15 protein-coding genes and 1 pseudogene are annotated in these 16,313 nt (G+C 67.1%); 12 read left to right on the forward strand and 4 right to left on the reverse strand.

Annotation, left to right across the window (positions count from 1 at the left end):
• Nucleotides 1–247 precede the first annotated feature (247 nt).
• The 3 genes from PSPA7_RS30030 to PSPA7_RS30040 all read right to left on the reverse strand — a co-directional run bounded on the left by PSPA7_RS30030 (nt 248) and on the right by PSPA7_RS30040 (nt 4,191).
• On the reverse strand, nt 248–937 hold the full coding sequence (locus PSPA7_RS30030) for a TSCPD domain-containing protein (RefSeq protein ID WP_012078059.1): 690 nt from the start codon (nt 935–937) through the stop codon (nt 248–250).
• A gap of 16 nt (nt 938–953) precedes the next feature.
• A complete protein-coding gene (locus PSPA7_RS30035) occupies nt 954–3,158 on the reverse strand; it encodes an adenosylcobalamin-dependent ribonucleoside-diphosphate reductase (protein ID WP_079262219.1) in 2,205 nt (734 codons plus the stop codon).
• A 109-nt stretch (nt 3,159–3,267) separates the two neighbouring features.
• Complete coding sequence (locus PSPA7_RS30040; RefSeq protein ID WP_012078061.1) at nt 3,268–4,191, reverse strand: zinc ABC transporter substrate-binding protein ZnuA; 924 nt, start codon at nt 4,189–4,191, stop codon at nt 3,268–3,270.
• Between the two features lie 70 nt (nt 4,192–4,261).
• On the opposite strand from PSPA7_RS30040, the gene zur reads away from it, so the two are divergent.
• The 12 genes and pseudogenes from zur to PSPA7_RS30100 all read left to right on the forward strand — a co-directional run bounded on the left by zur (nt 4,262) and on the right by PSPA7_RS30100 (nt 15,123).
• Complete coding sequence (gene zur, locus PSPA7_RS30045) at nt 4,262–4,765, forward strand: zinc uptake transcriptional repressor Zur (protein WP_012078062.1); 504 nt, start codon at nt 4,262–4,264, stop codon at nt 4,763–4,765.
• Nucleotides 4,765–5,574 carry a zinc ABC transporter ATP-binding protein ZnuC gene (gene znuC, locus PSPA7_RS30050; protein WP_012078063.1) on the forward strand — a complete coding sequence of 270 codons (810 nt, stop codon included), beginning with the start codon at nt 4,765–4,767 and terminating at the stop codon, nt 5,572–5,574. Before zur ends, znuC begins: the two co-directional genes overlap by 1 nt.
• Entirely contained in the window at nt 5,567–6,355 is a 789-nt protein-coding gene (gene znuB, locus PSPA7_RS30055; protein ID WP_003155417.1) for a zinc ABC transporter permease subunit ZnuB, read from the forward strand. The genes znuC and znuB overlap by 8 nt, the downstream gene beginning before the upstream one ends.
• Before the next feature lie 41 nt (nt 6,356–6,396).
• Nucleotides 6,397–7,184: pseudogene (locus tag PSPA7_RS30060) on the forward strand (PA5502 family lipoprotein).
• Nucleotides 7,185–7,378: 194 nt separating this feature from the next.
• Nucleotides 7,379–8,386, forward strand: a complete 1,008-nt coding sequence (locus tag PSPA7_RS30065; RefSeq protein ID WP_012078065.1) for a methionine ABC transporter ATP-binding protein — start codon at nt 7,379–7,381, stop codon at nt 8,384–8,386.
• Nucleotides 8,386–9,063, forward strand: a complete 678-nt coding sequence (locus tag PSPA7_RS30070; RefSeq protein ID WP_003097004.1) for a methionine ABC transporter permease — start codon at nt 8,386–8,388, stop codon at nt 9,061–9,063. The genes PSPA7_RS30065 and PSPA7_RS30070 overlap by 1 nt, the downstream gene beginning before the upstream one ends.
• A 76-nt stretch (nt 9,064–9,139) precedes the next feature.
• Nucleotides 9,140–9,922: a MetQ/NlpA family ABC transporter substrate-binding protein gene (locus tag PSPA7_RS30075; RefSeq protein ID WP_003155419.1), complete on the forward strand. Its 783-nt coding sequence runs from the start codon at nt 9,140–9,142 to the stop codon at nt 9,920–9,922.
• A 170-nt stretch (nt 9,923–10,092) separates the two neighbouring features.
• Nucleotides 10,093–10,950: a transcriptional repressor QapR gene (qapR, locus tag PSPA7_RS30080; protein WP_012078066.1), complete on the forward strand. Its 858-nt coding sequence runs from the start codon at nt 10,093–10,095 to the stop codon at nt 10,948–10,950.
• A gap of 4 nt (nt 10,951–10,954) precedes the next feature.
• Nucleotides 10,955–11,608, forward strand: coding sequence for a cysteine hydrolase family protein (locus PSPA7_RS30085; protein ID WP_003155422.1), 654 nt, complete (start codon nt 10,955–10,957; stop codon nt 11,606–11,608).
• Nucleotides 11,605–12,936, forward strand: coding sequence for a glutamine synthetase family protein (locus PSPA7_RS30090; protein WP_012078067.1), 1,332 nt, complete (start codon nt 11,605–11,607; stop codon nt 12,934–12,936). Before PSPA7_RS30085 ends, PSPA7_RS30090 begins: the two co-directional genes overlap by 4 nt.
• A 67-nt stretch (nt 12,937–13,003) precedes the next feature.
• Nucleotides 13,004–13,672 carry an N-formylglutamate amidohydrolase gene (locus tag PSPA7_RS30095; protein ID WP_079262260.1) on the forward strand — a complete coding sequence of 223 codons (669 nt, stop codon included), beginning with the start codon at nt 13,004–13,006 and terminating at the stop codon, nt 13,670–13,672.
• A gap of 101 nt (nt 13,673–13,773) precedes the next feature.
• Complete coding sequence (locus tag PSPA7_RS30100) at nt 13,774–15,123, forward strand: APC family permease (protein WP_012078069.1); 1,350 nt, start codon at nt 13,774–13,776, stop codon at nt 15,121–15,123.
• Nucleotides 15,124–15,191: 68 nt separating this feature from the next.
• Here the strand turns inward: PSPA7_RS30100 and PSPA7_RS30105 are convergent, their stop codons facing one another.
• On the reverse strand, nt 15,192–16,262 hold the full coding sequence (locus PSPA7_RS30105) for a YadA family autotransporter adhesin (RefSeq protein WP_012078070.1): 1,071 nt from the start codon (nt 16,260–16,262) through the stop codon (nt 15,192–15,194).
• Nucleotides 16,263–16,313 lie beyond the last annotated feature (51 nt).

Raw genomic sequence — 16,313 nt, forward strand, 5'->3', positions numbered from 1 at the left:
CTTCAAAACGCATGCGGTTTGGCGTCTTGGGTGAGGCCGAGCCGACATCCTGTCGAGGCTTCGTCGTCCAGCCCGCCCCCGGCCCGGCCATCCTGGCCGGTCGTTCGCATTGAAAAACGCATGCGGTTCGGCGTCTTGGGGTGAGGCCGAGCCGACATCCTGTCGAGGCTTCGTCGTTCAGCCCACCCCCGGCCCGGCCATCCTGGCCGGTCGTTCGCATTGAAAAACGCATGCGTTTTTCAAGTGCTCACCCACATTTCGAGTGGCCGCAGTTGAGGCAGGTGGCGCAGCCGTCCATTTGTACCACCGCCATGGTGTTGCACTTGCCGCACAGTTGCGCGCCGGCGGGGAAGCCTTCGCCCGGCTCGACCTTGCTGGTGCCCTGGGCGGCCTCGTAGGCGGCGCGCTTTTCCGCGAGGAACAGGCGCTGTTCCTCGTCCAGCTCGGGGCCGCGCAACAGGCCGATGGCGGTCAGGTGGCGCTCCAGCACGCCGCCGATCTCGGCGACGATGGAAGGCATGTAGATGCCCCCCTTCTTCAGGTAGCCGCCGCGCGGGTCGAATACCGCCTTGAGCTCCTCGACGAGGAAGGTGCAATCACCCCCCTTGCGGAAAACCGCAGACATGATGCGGGTAAGTGCCACGATCCACTGGAAATGATCCATGTTCTTCGAGTTGATGAAGATCTCGAAGGGGCGCCGCTGCTCGTGCGCCGTGCCGGCATTGAGGACCATGTCGTTGATGGTCACGTAGAGCGCGTGCTCGAACAGCGGCGACTTGATCTTGTAGGTGGCGCCGATCAGGGTGTCCGGGCGCTCCAGGGTCTCGTCCATCTGCACCACCGACGCGGCTTCGGCAGCGGCGGCCAGGGCTTGTTCCTCGGCTTCGTTGACGACCTTGAAGCCCTTGATCTTCTGCGTGATCTTGACTGCTGACATATCGATTCCCCCGGCCTCAGTACTTGCCGTAATAGCCTTCTTTCAAGGCGTCGAAGAGGTTGGCGGCGGTGTGGATCTCGCCGTCGTACTCGACCTGCTCGTTGCCCTTGAACTCCACCACGCTGCCGTCCTCCAGCTCGAAGCGGTAGCGGGTCTTCTCCAGGTCGGACTCCTTGACCAGCACGCCCTGGAACGCCTCGGGATTGAAACGGAAGGTGGTGCAGCCCTTGAGTCCCTGGTGCCAGGCGTAGCGGTAGATGTCCTTGAAGTCCTCGAACGGGTAGTCGGTGGGCACGTTGGCGGTCTTGGAGATCGACGAATCGACCCACTTCTGCGCCGCCGCCTGGATGTCCACGTGCTGCGCCGGGGTGACACTGTCGGCGGTGATGAAGTAGTCCGGCAGGCGTCGCGCCGGGTCGTCGCTGTCCGGCAGGGCCTGGGCGTTGACCAGGGTCCGGTAGGCCAGCAGCTCGTAGCTGTAGACCTCGACCTTCTCCTTGGTCTTGCGGCCTTCGCGGATCAGGTTGCGCGAATAGTGGTGGGCGAAACTCGGCTCGATACCGTTGGAGGCGTTGTTGGCCAGGCTCAGGCTGATGGTCCCGGTCGGCGCGATGGAGCTGTGGTGGGTGAAGCGCGCGCCGGTTTCCGCCAACGCCTCGATCAGTTCCGGAGCATGTTCGGCGACCCGCTGCATGTAGCGCGAATACTTGGCGTGAAGCACGCTGCCACGGATACGGTCGCCGACCTTGTAGCCGTCGGCGGCCATTTCCGGACGCTTGCGAAGCATTTCCGCGGTGACTTCGTAGTCCTGCGCCAGGATCGGCGCCGGGCCCTTCTCCCTGGCCAGTTCCAGGGCCACTTCCCAGCCCACCAGGGCCATTTCCCGCGCCACTTCCTCGGTGAACACGCAGGCCTCGGGGCTGCCGTAGCGCAGCTTGAGCAGGGTCAGGGTCGAGCCCAGTCCGAGGAAACCCATGCCATGCCGGCGCTTGCCAAGGATTTCCTGGCGTTGCTGTTGCAGCGGCAGGCCGTTGATTTCCACCACGTTGTCGAGCATCCGGGTGAACACCCGCACCACTTCGCGGAAACGGTCCCAGTCGAAGCGCGCCTCGTCGCCGAACGGCTGCTCGACGAAGCAGGTGAGATTCACCGAGCCGAGCAGGCACGAGCCGTAGGGCGGCAGCGGCTGCTCGCCACAGGGGTTGGTGGCGCGGATCGCCTCGCACCACCAGTTGTTGTTCAGCTCGTTGACCCGGTCAATGAGGATGAAGCCGGGCTCGGCGTAGTCGTAGGTGGAGACCATGATCATGTCCCACAGGTGGCGGGCGCGGACCTGGCCGTAGACCTTGCAGGCGACCAGTCCGTCGGCGCGCTGGACGTAGTTGTCCTGGGTCGGCCATTCGCGCCAGACCACCGCGTTGGGGTCGTCGAGATCGATCTCGTCGCGCTCCTTCACGTGCACCGGGAACACCAGCGGCCAGTCGGCGTCCTGCTCCACCGCCTGCATGAACTGGTCGGTGATCAGCAGGCTCAGGTTGAACTGGCGCAAGCGCCCGTCCTCGCGCTTGGCGCGGATGAATTCGCGGACGTCCGGGTGGCTGACGTCGAAGGTGCCCATCTGCGCCCCGCGGCGGCCGCCGGCGGAGCTGACGGTGAAGCACATCTTGTCGTAGATGTCCATGAACGACAGCGGTCCGCTGGTGTATGCGCCGGCACCGGAAACGTAGGCGCCGCGCGGGCGCAGGGTGCTGAACTCATAGCCGATGCCGCAGCCGGCCTTGAGCGTCAGGCCGGCCTCGTGGACTTTCTCCAGGATGTCGTCCATGGAGTCCTGGATAGTCCCGGAGACCGTGCAGTTGATGGTCGAGGTGGCCGGCTTGTGCCCCAGCGCGCCGGCGTTGGAGATGATTCGCCCGGCCGGAATGGCGCCGTTGCGCAGGGCCCAGAGGAAGCGCCCGTACCAGTGTTCGCGGGAGGCCTTGTCCTCGACATCGGCGAGGGCCCGGGCGACGCGTTGCCAGGTACCGTCGACGCTGGCATCCACCGGCGTGCCGTCCTTGCTCTTGAGACGGTACTTCTTGTCCCAGATATCCTGCGACGCGTCCTGCAGGGCGATGGTCCCGCGTTCGGTGCGGGGACTGCGTGCGTCTGTCTTGGCCATCCGCTGATTAACCTCCCGATGGTTGTTGGGGTGTCCGAAGCCGGCCACCGTACGCAACATCTAGTTGTCCACACCTGACAGGAATCAATATCTTGTGTCAGGCACCAACAGACAACCTTAGTCATCGGGACGCCGCGCGCAAGAGGGCGCGGCCATCAGTCACGGGTTTTCAGAGCTTTTCCAGACAGCCGGCAAATTCGCCTGCCAGGTTGTTCAGGAGATTCTCGTAGCCGTTGGCATCCACCGCCACGTTCACGCCCAGGTCGTCCAGCTCGGCCAGGCGCACCGGCAGGCCCTCGCTGAGGGTATCGGCCAGGCGCGGGCGCAGCGGCGGCTCGCTGAACACGCAGGCCGGACCGGCGGCCTTCAGCTGGGCGCGCATGGCGGCGACATGGCGGGCGCCCGGCTGCACTTCCGCGGATACCGCGAACACCCCGGTATGGCGCAGGCCATAGGCTTCCTCGAAATAGTCGAAGGCCTCGTGGAAGACGAAGAACGGCTTGCCGGCGAGCTTGCCCAGGCGTTCGCGGAGTTTCTCGTCAAGCCCGCCGAGGCGCTCCTCGAAGGCCTTCAGGTTGGCCCGGTAGCGCCCGGCGTTGGCCGGGTCGACCTGGGCCAGGTCCTCGGCCATCCGCGCGGCGATGGTCCGGGCGTTGGCCGGCAACAGCCAGAGATGGGCGTCGAGCATGCCGGGGCGATGGTCATGATCGTGCTCGTCGTGCCCGGCGTGCTCCTCTTCCTCGAAATTGACGAACTTGCGCAGGTGCATCCCCGGCAGGTCCTGCACCGCCACGCTGCCGCCCTGGCGACCGGCGAGCACCTTGGGCAGGAAGTTCTCCAGGTCCGGGCCGACCCAGTAGAACAGTTGCGTCTCGCGCAGGCGCCGTACGTCGGAAGGACGCAGGGCGTACTGGTGCGGCGAGGCGCCCGGCGGCAGCAGCACGTCGGGCTGGCCGACGCCGTCCTGGATGGCCGCGGCGACCAGTTGCAGCGGTTTGATGCTGGTCAGCACGCTGACCTCGGCGCGCGCCGGCGAAGCCAGCAGGAACAGGGCGAAGCAGGCGGACAGCAGGGCAAGGGGGCGCAGGGACACGGCGGCACTCACATGAAAGGGTGGTAAGCGGGTAATATAATAACGTCTCTACCCTCGAGCGTCGCAGCCCATGTACAAGATTGCGCCCAAGACCCCGCTGGCCTGCCAGCCCCATGACCACAGCCAGTGCGTCAGCACCGCGCTGGCCGAGGCCGATGCGCTGTGCGCGCGCCTGGGCGTGCGCCTGACCGAATTGCGCCGGCGCGTGCTGGAGCTGGTCTGGCAGAGCCACAAGCCGCTGGGGGCCTATGACATCCTTGCGGTGCTCAGCGAAACCGATGGTCGTCGCGCCGCGCCGCCGACCGTCTACCGGGCCCTGGATTTCCTCCAGGAGAACGGCCTGGTGCACCGCATCGCCTCGCTCAACGCCTTCGTCGGCTGCAACAACCCGGAGCACAGCCACCAGGGCCAGTTCCTGATCTGCCGTGCCTGCCACACCGCCATCGAGCTGGAGCAACCGGACATCAGCCAGGCCATCGTCGCCGGCGCCACCAGCGTCGGCTTCGCCGTGGAAAGCCAGACCGTCGAGGTGGTCGGCCTCTGCGGCACCTGCCGGGACCGGAAGGACGCCTGATGGACAAGGCACTGGTGCGGCTGGCCCGGGTCGGCGTGTCCTTCAATGGCCAGGCGGTGCTGAGCGATGTCGACCTGGCCATCGAGCCCGGGCAGATCGTCACCCTGATCGGCCCCAACGGCGCCGGCAAGACCACCCTGGTACGCAGCGTGCTCGGCCTGCTCAAGCCGCACGTCGGCGAGGTCTGGCGACGGCCGAGGCTGACCATCGGCTACATGCCGCAGAAACTCCACGTCGACGCCACCCTGCCGCTCAGCGTGCTGCGCTTCCTGCGCCTGGTGCCCGGGGTGAGGCGCGAGCAGGCGCTGGCGGCGTTGCGCGAGGTCGGCGCAGCGCACGTGCTGGAGCGCCCGTTGCAGAGCATTTCCGGCGGCGAGTTGCAACGCGTGCTGCTGGCCCGCGCCCTGCTGCGCAAGCCCGAGCTGCTGGTGCTCGACGAGCCGGTGCAAGGCGTCGACGTCGCCGGGCAGGCCGAACTCTACCGGCTCATCGGCAAACTGCGCGACCGCTACGGCTGCGGCGTGCTGATGGTCTCCCACGACCTGCACCTGGTGATGAGCGCCACCGACCAGGTGGTCTGCCTGAACCGCCATGTATGCTGCTCCGGGCACCCCGAGCAGGTCAGCGGCGACCCGGCCTTCGTCGAGCTGTTCGGCCAGGACGCGCGCAGCCTGGCGATCTACCACCACCATCACGACCACGCCCACGACCTCCACGGCGAGGTGGTCAGGGCCGGCCCCGGCGCCTTGCCTCCAGGCACCCGTTTCACTCCTGTCCACAAGCACGGCCCCGATTGCAACCATGGCTGACTTCCTGCTCAACGCCCTCCTCGCCGGCCTCGCCTTGGCCCTGGTGGCCGGCCCCCTGGGCTCCTTCGTGGTCTGGCGGCGGATGGCCTATTTCGGCGACACCCTGTCCCACGCCGCCCTGCTCGGCGTGGCCCTGGGCTTTCTCCTCGACGTCAGCCCGACCCTGGCGGTAACCGTCGGCTGCGTGCTGCTCGCCGTGCTCCTGGTGACCCTGCAGCAGCGCCAGCCGCTGGCCGCCGACACCCTGCTGGGCATCCTCGCCCACAGCACCCTGTCGCTGGGCCTGGTGACCCTGAGCTTCATGAAGGAAGTGCGGGTCGACCTGATGGCCTACCTGTTCGGCGACCTGCTGGCGGTGAGCGCCACCGACCTGCTGTGGATAATCGCCGGCAGCGCGCTGGTCCTGGCGCTGATCTGCTTCCTCTGGCGGCCGCTGCTGGCGATCACCGTGCACGAGGAACTGGCGAAGGTGGAAGGCCTGCCGGTCGGCGCGATCCGCCTGGCGCTGATGCTGCTGATCGCCATCGTCATCGCCGTGGCGATGAAGATCGTCGGCGTGCTGCTGATCACCTCGCTGCTGATCATCCCCGCCGCCGCCGCCCAGCGTCACGCCCGCAGTCCCGAGCAGATGGCGATCGGCGCTAGCCTGCTGGGGCTGGTCGCGGTGTGCGCCGGGCTGGCCCTGTCCTGGTTCAAGGACACCCCTGCCGGGCCCTCGATCGTGGTCAGCGCCGCCGGCCTGTTCCTGCTGAGTTTTGTCCTGCCCCGCCGCACGGTGTAGAATCTGGCCATTTTTTGACCAAACGAGAATCCGCAGGAATGATGTCGCCCCTGTTTCGCCTGCTATCGGTCCTGGCCGCGGCGCTGCTGATCAGCGCCTGCCAGGGCAACGCGTCGTCGCAACCGGCGCCGCAGGTCGCGTCCCAGGCGCAGCCCGCCGATCCCTACGCCGAACTGCAACGGACCCTGGCCGCCGGCAGGCTCGAACAGGCTGAGCAACAATGGCTGGCCCTGCGCAGCGCCGCCGCAGGCGACGAGCGCGTCGAAGCGTTCCGCCGCCAGTTGGCCGAGGCCTACATGCAACGCGGCGAGACCGCCCTGCGCCAGGGCGACCTGAACACCGCCACCAGCGCCCTCGGCCACGCCCGCGGGCTGATGCCCAAGGCCCCGGCACTGACCGCCGGGCTGGACGGCGCGATCAACCGCGCCAAGGTCGACCCAGCCCGTGCCGAACAAGCCCGGCGCATGCAGGAGGCGGCCCGGCAGCAGATGCAGCAGATCATCCAGGCGCCGCCCGCCGGCGAGCTGAAGCCGCTCCCCGGCACGCCACGCCTGATCGACCCGCACGCGGCGAGCAGCGCGGTGCCGCTGCCGATGCTCGACGGCACCGGCCAGGCCGGCCTCGGCGGGGTGCTCGATGCGGTGGCTGCGGATGTCGTCGCCTATCGTTGCAAGGTACATATCGAAGTGCGCCGCGACAGCGATTACCCGCTGATTTCCGACCAGTTGCTGGTGCGGGTGAAAAACTCGCGCCCGATTTCGACCTGCAGCTCAGCCATGTCGTGCAAGCCGACAAGCCGACCCGGCTGATCCTCACGCCGCAGGCCTGAAGGCCGCCAGACCCGTCCCGGCGGGCAGCGGCGGTCTAGATGCTTATTCCTTTTCTATGTTTTTTCATCACCAACAAATATTAATAACGCATAAGAAAGCAGGGTAGAATGCTCGGTTTAGCTGACCACCTCCGCTTCCTGCCAAGCCCGTGCTCCAGCCGTAACCGCATCGCCGCACCCACAAGGTTCGCCCAGTGATCGAATTCCACGACGTCCACAAGACCTATCGCGTCGCCGGCCGGGAAATCCCCGCCCTGCAACCGACCCGCCTGAACATCCAGGCCGGGCAGATTTTCGGCCTGATCGGCCATTCCGGCGCCGGCAAGAGCACCCTGCTGCGCCTGATCAACCGCCTCGAGGAACCCAGCGGCGGGCGCATCCTGGTCGAAGGCGAGGACGTCACCGCCCTCGACGCCGAAGGCCTGCGCCGTTTCCGCCAGCGCGTCGGGATGATCTTCCAGCACTTCAACCTGCTGTCGTCGAAGACCGTCGCCGACAATATCGCGATGCCCCTGCGCCTGGCCGGCGGCCACAGCCGCGCCGAGATCGACGCACGGGTCGCGGAGCTGCTCGCGCGGGTCGGCCTGTCCGACCACGCGCGCAAGTACCCGGCACAGCTATCCGGCGGGCAGAAGCAGCGCGTCGGCATCGCCCGCGCCCTGGCCTGCCGGCCGAGCATCCTGCTCTGCGACGAGGCCACCAGCGCCCTCGATCCGCAGACCACCGCCTCGGTCCTGCAACTGCTGGCGGAAATCAACCGCGAACTGAAGCTGACCATCGTCCTCATCACCCACGAGATGGACGTGATCCGCCGCGTCTGCGACCAGGTCGCGGTCATGGACGGCGGCAGCATCGTCGAGCAGGGCGCTGTCGCCGATGTCTTCCTCCACCCGCAGCACCCGACCACCCGCCGCTTCGTCTTCGAGGCCGAACGGGTCGACGAAGACGAGCGCCACGACGACTTCGCCCACGTGCCGGGCCTGATCCTGCGCCTGACCTTCCGCGGCGAAGCCACCTACGCCCCGCTGCTGGGCACCGTGGCGCGGCAGACCGGGGTCGACTACAGCATCCTTTCCGGACGCATCGACCGGATCAAGGACACGCCCTACGGCCAGCTGACCCTGGCCCTGGTCGGCGGTGACCTGGAAGCCGCCATGAGCCAGTTGAACGCCGCTGACGTACATGTGGAGGTACTGCGCTGATGGACTTCTTCGAAACCATGAGCTTCGCCAACATCGACTGGTACGAAATCTGGCTGGCCAGCGTCGACACCTTCTGGATGCTCGGCGGTTCGCTGCTGTTCACGGTGGTCCTCGGCCTGCCCCTCGGCGTCCTGCTGTTTCTTACCGGGCCGCGGCAGATGTTCGAGCAGAAGGCGGTCTACACCCTGCTCTCGCTGGTGGTGAACATCCTCCGTTCGTTGCCGTTCATCATCCTGCTGATCGTGATGATCCCGCTGACCGTACTGATCACCGGCACCTCGCTGGGCGTCGCCGGAGCCATTCCGCCGCTGGTGGTAGGCGCCACGCCGTTCTTCGCGCGCCTGGTGGAAACCGCCCTGCGCGAGGTCGACAAGGGCATCATCGAGGCAACCCAGGCGATGGGCGCCAGCACCCGGCAGATCATCTGGAACGCCCTGCTGCCGGAAGCCCGGCCGGGCATCATCGCCGCCATCACCGTCACCGCTATCACCCTGGTCTCGTACACGGCGATGGCCGGCGTGGTCGGCGCCGGTGGGCTGGGCGACCTGGCGATCCGCTTCGGCTACCAGCGCTTCCAGACCGATGTGATGGTGGTCACCGTGGTGATGCTGCTGATCCTCGTCCAGATCCTGCAAACCGTGGGCGACAAGCTGGTGGTGCACTTCTCGCGCAAGTAAGCTTGCCGGCCAAGCCCAAAACCCTGAGCGCCGCGGTTATCCACAGCCGCCAGGAACACCTCGAAAGGAGTTGAAGATGAAAAAACTGCTTGCTGCTTTCTCCGCTGTCGCGGCGCTCGGCCTCGGCACCGCCCAGGCCGCCGAGACCCTCACCGTCGCCGCGACCCCGGTGCCGCACGCGGAGATCCTCGACGTGGTCAAGCCCCTGCTGGCCAAGGAAGGGGTGGAACTGAAGATCAAGGAATTCACCGACTACGTGCAGCCGAACGTGCAGGTCTCGGAAAAGCGCCTGGACGCCAACTTCTTCCAGCACCAGCCGTACCTCGACGAATTCAACAAGGCCAAGGGCACCGACCTGGTCGCCGTCACCGGCGTGCACATCGAGCCGCTGGGCGCCTACTCGAGCAAGTACAAGAAACTCGACGAACTGCCTTCCGGCGCCACCGTGGTGATCCCCAACGACGCCACCAACGGCGGCCGCGCCCTGCTCCTGCTGGACAAGGCCGGGGTGATCAAGCTCAAGGACAACAAGAGCATCACCGCCACGCCGAAGGACATCGTCGACAATCCGAAGAGCATCAAGATCCGCGAACTGGAAGCCGCGACCCTGCCGCGCGTGCTGACCCAGGTCGACCTGGCGCTGATCAACACCAACTACGCCCTGGAAGCCAAGCTGAACCCGACCAAGGACGCACTGGCCATCGAGGGCAGCGATTCGCCCTACGTGAACATCCTGGTGGCGCGCCCGGACAACAAGGACAGCGCCGCCATGCAGAAGCTGGCCAAGGCCCTGCACAGCGCCGAGGTGAAGCAATTCATCCAGGAGAAGTACAAAGGTGCGGTGGTGCCGGCCTTCTGAGCCACGCCGCGTAACCGCCCTGGGAAAAGCCCGGTCTTCGACCGGGCTTTTTCGTTTCCGCTCCCCTGCACCTGGAGTCTTCACGTGGATGTAGTGAAAAAAACATTCCTTCACATATTGAACAAAATGAAAAATTCACTACAAAATCGATCCTCCTTCGAGGACGCCCCATGCAAGAACTAAAACAACGCCTGGCTTCCCCGCCCACCGAACTGACGCCCGCCGAGCGCAAGGTGGTGCGCGCCTTGCTCGACGACTACCCGCGCCTCGGTCTCGGGCCGATGACGCGCCTGGCCCGGCACGCCGGGGTCAGCGACCCGACCATCATGCGCCTGGTGAAGAAGCTCGGTTTCGCCGGCTACGGCGACTTCCAGGAAGCCCTGCTGGCCGATGTCGACGATCGCCTGCGCTCGCCGCGCACCCTGCTCGCCGAACGCCGCGAGCGGATGGGCCGCGACGACACCTGGGCGCGCTACCTCGACCAGGCCGGCCAGAGCCTGCAGCAGACCCTCGGCCTGACCCGCCCCGACGACATCCAGCGCCTCGCCGACTGGCTGCTCGACAGCCGCCTGCGCGTGCATTGCCACGGCGGCCGCTTCAGCCGCTTCCTCGCCGGCTACCTGGTGACCCACCTGCGCCTGCTGCGCCCGCACTGCCGGTTGCTCGACGACGGCGCCCTGCTTCCCGACCAGCTCTACGACCTCGGCCGCCAGGACCTGCTGGTGCTGTTCGACTACCGCCGCTACCAGAGCCAGGCCCAACACGTCGCCCAGGCCGCCAAGGCCCGTGGCGCGCGGCTGGTGCTGTTCACCGACATCTACGCCTCGCCGCTGCGCGAACACGCCGACCTGATCGTCAGTTCGCCGGTGGAATCCGCCTCGCCCTTCGACTCGCTGGTGCCGGCCATGGCCCAGGTCGAGGCGCTGGTAGCGACCCTGGTGGCGCGCATGGGCGCGCCGCTCGACGAACGCCTGGAGGGCATCGACCAGCTCCGCGACGCGTTCAGCAGCCATCTCCTGGAGGAATGACCCGATGTTCAGCCTGCCCCACCATTCGCCCCGCGACCTGCCGTTCGGCCGCCGGCAGACCGCCATCCTGTTCGTCGACATGCAGCGCGCCTGGGTCGAGCCGGGGCGCGATCCACATGTCGACCCGCAGGCGGCCAGCTACTTCTACGAGCGCGTGCACAACCAGGTGATCCCCAACCAGCAGCGCCTGCTGCGGGCGATGCGCGCGGTGGACGAGAACGTCCTGCACACCATCATCGAGAGTCTCACCGCCGATGGTCGCGATCGCTCGCTGGACCACAAGCTGTCAGAAATGCACCTGCCCAAGGGCAGCCCGGATGCCCGCGTCATCGACGCCCTGGAGCCGAGCGCCAACGAGATCGTGCTGCCGAAGACTTCTTCCGGAGTGTTCAATTCCACCGCCATCGACTACGTGCTGCGCAACCTCGGCACCCGCCACCTGATCGTCTGCGGGGTGGTCACCGACCAGTGCGTGGACATGGCCGTGCGCGACGCCGCCGACCGCGGCTACCTGGTGACCCTGGTCGAGGATGCCTGCGCCACCCACACTCCCGAGCGCCACCAGGCCTGCCTGGAAGCGATCAAGGGCTACTGCTGGATCAGCGACACCGAGACCGTCCTGCAACGTATCGCCGCTCTCGGCCGGAGCAATCCGTGAACCGCCTGCAGCCGGTACGTCTGGTCAGCTTCGTCACCACCGACCTGGCCGGCATCACCCGTGGCCGCTCGCTGCCCCTGGCAACCCTGGAGGAGCAGTTGGCCAGCGGCTGCGGCTGGGTGCCGGCGAACAGCTCGCTGACCCCGCAGGACCTGATCGACGAAAGCAGCCCCTGGGGCAGCCACGGCGACCTGCGTCTGCTGCCCGATCCGAACAGCCGGGTGCGCGTCGAGCAGGGCCCCGACCCCCTGGCGCCGGCCCTCGACTACCTGCACGGCAACCTGGTGGAGACCGACGGCACGCCGTGGCCGGCCTGCCCGCGCAGCCTGCTGCGGGCCGAAGTGGAGCGCTACCGTGACTGCGGCCTGCAGATTACCGCCGCGTTCGAACACGAGTTCAGCCTGCTCGGGCTTCCTGGCGAACGCCCGGCGGCGGCCTTCTCCCTGCAGGCGCAGCGCGCCGCCGGGCAATTCCCCGGCTGGCTGGTGAGCGCTCTGGCCCAAGCCGGCACCGAACCGGAGATGTTCCTGCCCGAATACGGCCAGCGCCAGTACGAGGTGACCTGCCGCCCGACCCAGAGCGTGGCGGCAGCCGACCGTGCGGTGAACGTCCGCGAGGTGACCCGCGAGGTGGCCCGGCAGATGGGCCTGCGCACCTGCTTCGCGCCGCTGCCGGCGCCCGGCGCGGTGACCAACGGCGTGCACCTGCACCTGAGCCTGCAGCACACCGACGGCAGCCCGCTGCTGTACGAACCCGGCCGCCCCAACGACCTTTCCGAGCTCGGCGAGCACTGGGCCGCCGGGGTGCTCGCGCACCTGCCGGCACTGTGCGCGCTGACCGCGCCGACCGCCGCTTCCTACCTGCGCCTGAAACCCCACCACTGGAGCGCCGCCTATGCCTGCCTGGGCCTGCGCAACCGCGAGGCGGCGCTGCGTATCTGCCCGGTGGTCAGCGTCGGCGGCAAGCCGCTGGGCAAGCAGTACAACCTCGAATTCCGGCCGATGGACGCCAGCGCCTGTCCGCACCTGGCGATGGCCGCGGTACTCATCGCCGGCCGCCTGGGTATCGAGCAACGCCTGCCGCTGCGCGCCGTGGCCGACGTCGACCCGCACGGCCTCAGCGAGGAGGAGCGCCGCGAGCGTGGCATCCAGGCCCTGCCTGCGACTCTCGGCGAAGCCCTCGAACGCCTGCAGCGCGACGAGGCGCTGTGCGCCGAGCTGCCGAAGCCGCTGCTGGACACCTACATCGCCATGAAGCGCCACGAACTGGCGCTGACGGCGGGCCTTTCCGACGACGACCTGTGCCGCCACTATGCCGAGCTCTACTGACAACCCCGAACTCGGCATCTACCAATTGCCGCCCTTCCGCCTGCTCAATCCCGAGGGCCGCAGCCCGGTGGTGCTGGTCTGCGAGCACGCCAGCCGGCACATCCCACTGGAGTTGCAGCGCCTGGGCCTGGACGAGGCCGCCGCGCAAGAGCACATCGCCTGGGACATCGGCGCCCTGGCGCTGGCCGAACAGCTGTCCCGGCACCTCGACGCCCCCTTGCTGACGGCCGGCTACTCGCGCCTGCTGATCGACCTGAACCGGCCGCTGGAGGCCCCCGACAGCATCCCGCCACACAGCGAGATCTATCCGGTCCCCGGCAACCACGCACTATCCGAGGCGGTCCGCCGCTATCGGCAGGACTGCCTGTTCCATCCGTTCCACGATCGCCTGGCGCAACTGCTCGACCAGCGCCAGGCCGCCGGCCTGCCGACCCGCGTGGTCGGCGTGCACAGCTTTACCCCGGTCTACCACGGCAGACCCCGCCCGCTGGTTGCCGGGGTGCTTTATCGAAACGCCGGCGCCTATGCCGAACGCATCCTCGACGGCCTGCGCCGGCAGGGCCTGGAGGTCGCCGGCAACCAGCCATACGCCATAGACCCGGCGGAGGACACCACCGTCCCCGTGCACGGCGATGCGCGCGGCCTGGAGGCGGTTCTGCTGGAAATCCGCAACGATGGACTGCGTACGCCGGAAGCGGTACGCACCTGGGCCGAGCGGCTGCATCCCTGGCTCTGAGGCGATGACCGGCGCGACCGGTCGCCCATAACGAGAAAGAGGCCCGCCCCCAACGCGGCGCCGATAACGACAATACGCTGCCTTTTCCCGAGGAGCCCGTCATGGCCATCGAACAGTTCGGATACCGGCAACAGCTGCGCCGCAGCCTGTCCCTGAGCGACCTGATCATCTACGGGATGATCTTCATGATCCCCATCGCCCCGTTCGGGGTCTACGGCTGGGTCCACACCGACGCCCACGGCATGGTGCCGATGGCCTACCTGGTGGGCATGCTGGCGATGCTCTTCACCGCCCTCAGCTACGGGGCCATGGCCAAGGCGTTTCCCATTGCCGGCTCGGTGTATTCCTACGCGCAGCGCGGCATCCATCCCCATGTCGGTTTCCTCGCCGGCTGGGTGCTGCTGCTCGACTACCTGCTGATCCCACCGCTGCTCTACGTGTTCAGCGCGCTGGCGCTGAACCACCTGTTCCCGGCGATTCCCAAGCTGGCCTGGATGCTCCTGTTCCTGGTCTCGGCGACCCTGGTCAACCTGCGCGGCATCACCTTCGCCGCACGCGCCAACCTGTTGTTCCTGGTCGGCGAGCTGGTGGTCCTGGCGATCTTCCTGGTGGTCGGCTACCAGGCGCTGGAAGGCGGCCTGGGCAACGGCCGGCTGACCCTCGAACCGCTGTATCGCCCGGAGGCCTTCGACCTCGGCCTGGTGATGAAGGCTGCCTCGATCGCCGTGCTGTCGTTCCTCGGCTTCGACGCCATCTCCACCCTCGCCGAGGAGGTCAAGGGCGATCCCGCGCGGCAGATCGGCCGCGCCGCGCTGGTCGCACTGTTCGTCATGGGCGGCATCTTCATCTCACAGACCTGGCTGGCCACCGACCTGGCCGCCGGGATGACCTTCAGGTCGGCGGACACCGCCTTCTACGAGATCGCCGAAGCGGCCGGTGGCCAGTGGCTGTCGATGCTGACCGCGGTGGCCACCGCGCTGGCCTGGGGTGTCACCGTGTCGATCACCTCGCAGGCGGCGGTGTCGCGCCTGCTCTATTCGATGGCCCGCGATGGCAAGCTGCCGCGGGCACTGGCCAGGGTCCATCCACGCTACCAGACGCCGCACGTCAGCCTGTACCTGGTGGCGGTGCTGTCGCTGGCGATCGGCTGGGCCTTCCTCGACGCGCCGGACGTACTCACTTCGCTGGTGAACTTCGGCGCCCTCACCGGCTTCTGCCTGCTGCACCTGAGCGTGATCAACCATTACTTCCGCCGCCAGCGCTCCGGCCGCTGGCTACGCCACCTGCTGTTCCCGCTGGTGGGCCTGGCGATCATCGCCTACGTGCTGTACAGCATGAGCCTCGATGCGCAGTTGCTCGGCCTGGCCTGGATCGCCGTGGGGCTGGTCTATCTGGCGCTATTGCAGCGCGGAGGACGGCAGGCGTCGGTGGAACTGGCGAAGGATCTCTGAAGGAAGCCGGGGCAGGCCGCGCGACATCCACGCCCTCCCCCGGCCCGGCGGCCGGCAAGCCAGCCGCCTTACCAGTTGTAACCCACGCCCACCGCGGCGCCAGCATCGCCAGCGGTATTCATGTTGCCGCTGAGCCGGGTGCTCCACTTGCCGTCCTTGCTGATCGACGACAGGCCGAAGGCCAGCGCGGACTGGCCCCGATAGGTGGCCGCGCCAATCCCGGTGGAGGTACCGCCGGCCTGGTAGGGCGGTGGCAGCGCGGCCATCGCCATGGCGCCGGCGATACCCGCGCTCAGGTCGTCGTCGAGGTCCTCGATCTTCTTGTGCAGGCGGTTGAAGCGCTGGTCGGTGTAGTGCCGGGCATTCTCCTCGGTCACCCGCAGGCCTTCGTTCATCTGCCTCAGGTTCACCGCGTCGGTGCCCTGCGTGGCGTCGGCGACGTTGGTGATCTGCCGCTCATGCCCACGGCTACCGACCGACAGCGAGTTCGCGCGATCGGCGACCGAGCTGTCGCCGAGGGCGATGCTGTTGTTCGCCGTCGCCTTCGCATTGTTGCCCAGCGCGGTGCTGTCGTTGCCAGAAGCCTCGGCCGCGGAGCCCGCCGCCATCGAATTGGCGCCGCTCGCCTTGGGACCGGGGACCGGTCCGCGGGCGGGTGTATTCACCTGGACCATCCCGCTTCTGCCGTTCTCGAGATCGCTGGCGCGATCGCTGACCGTATCGATGCGGCCGTTCAACTGGTTCACGTTGTCGTCGATGTTCTTCTGCAGGCGTGTCTCGCTATCGACCACCTTCTGCTCGATGTCCGCCTTGTTGCCATCGATATTTTCCTGCAGGCGTCTTTCGCTGGCGTCGACCTTGCTGTCAACCCTGGCGACATCGCTGGCGACTTGGGAGATCTTGTTGTCGAGCGTCGTGGAAGCGCGATCGAGGCGATTGTTCAGGCTGCTCTCGACGGACCGCAGTTCGTCATTGGTCGTATACCCGGTCTCATCGGCGAAAGCGACACCGGACATGGATGAAAGCGCCGTAAGGGAAAAAGACAGCAGCAGATAACGCGAATTCCTGTTTTTCGAAGAGCGAACAATACCCTCGCTCCGTTCTTTCACGAATGGAACGTTCATATTCATGGAAAACATTGCAGGTTCCTATGGATCTGGAATAACCATGCCTTTTTCAAGGCGCATCAA

The sequence above is a fragment of the Pseudomonas paraeruginosa PA7 genome, from assembly GCF_000017205.1.
GTDB classification, from domain to species: Bacteria; Pseudomonadota; Gammaproteobacteria; order Pseudomonadales; family Pseudomonadaceae; genus Pseudomonas; species Pseudomonas paraeruginosa.

Bases quoted from the DNA above. Each gene is read 5' to 3' on its own strand.
- PSPA7_RS30100 (WP_012078069.1), top strand. From the start codon at position 13,774: ATGGCCATCGAACAGTTCGGATACCGGCAACAGCTGCGCCGCAGCCTG.
- PSPA7_RS30035 (WP_079262219.1), bottom strand. From the start codon at position 3,158: ATGTTGCGTACGGTGGCCGGCTTCGGACACCCCAACAACCATCGGGAG.
- zur (WP_012078062.1), top strand. From the start codon at position 4,262: ATGTACAAGATTGCGCCCAAGACCCCGCTGGCCTGCCAGCCCCATGAC.
- znuC (WP_012078063.1), top strand. From the start codon at position 4,765: ATGGACAAGGCACTGGTGCGGCTGGCCCGGGTCGGCGTGTCCTTCAAT.
- qapR (WP_012078066.1), top strand. From the start codon at position 10,093: ATGCAAGAACTAAAACAACGCCTGGCTTCCCCGCCCACCGAACTGACG.
- znuB (WP_003155417.1), top strand. From the start codon at position 5,567: ATGGCTGACTTCCTGCTCAACGCCCTCCTCGCCGGCCTCGCCTTGGCC.
- PSPA7_RS30105 (WP_012078070.1), bottom strand. From the start codon at position 16,262: ATGTTTTCCATGAATATGAACGTTCCATTCGTGAAAGAACGGAGCGAG.
- PSPA7_RS30075 (WP_003155419.1), top strand. From the start codon at position 9,140: ATGAAAAAACTGCTTGCTGCTTTCTCCGCTGTCGCGGCGCTCGGCCTC.
- PSPA7_RS30085 (WP_003155422.1), top strand. From the start codon at position 10,955: ATGTTCAGCCTGCCCCACCATTCGCCCCGCGACCTGCCGTTCGGCCGC.
- PSPA7_RS30070 (WP_003097004.1), top strand. From the start codon at position 8,386: ATGGACTTCTTCGAAACCATGAGCTTCGCCAACATCGACTGGTACGAA.
- PSPA7_RS30030 (WP_012078059.1), bottom strand. From the start codon at position 937: ATGTCAGCAGTCAAGATCACGCAGAAGATCAAGGGCTTCAAGGTCGTC.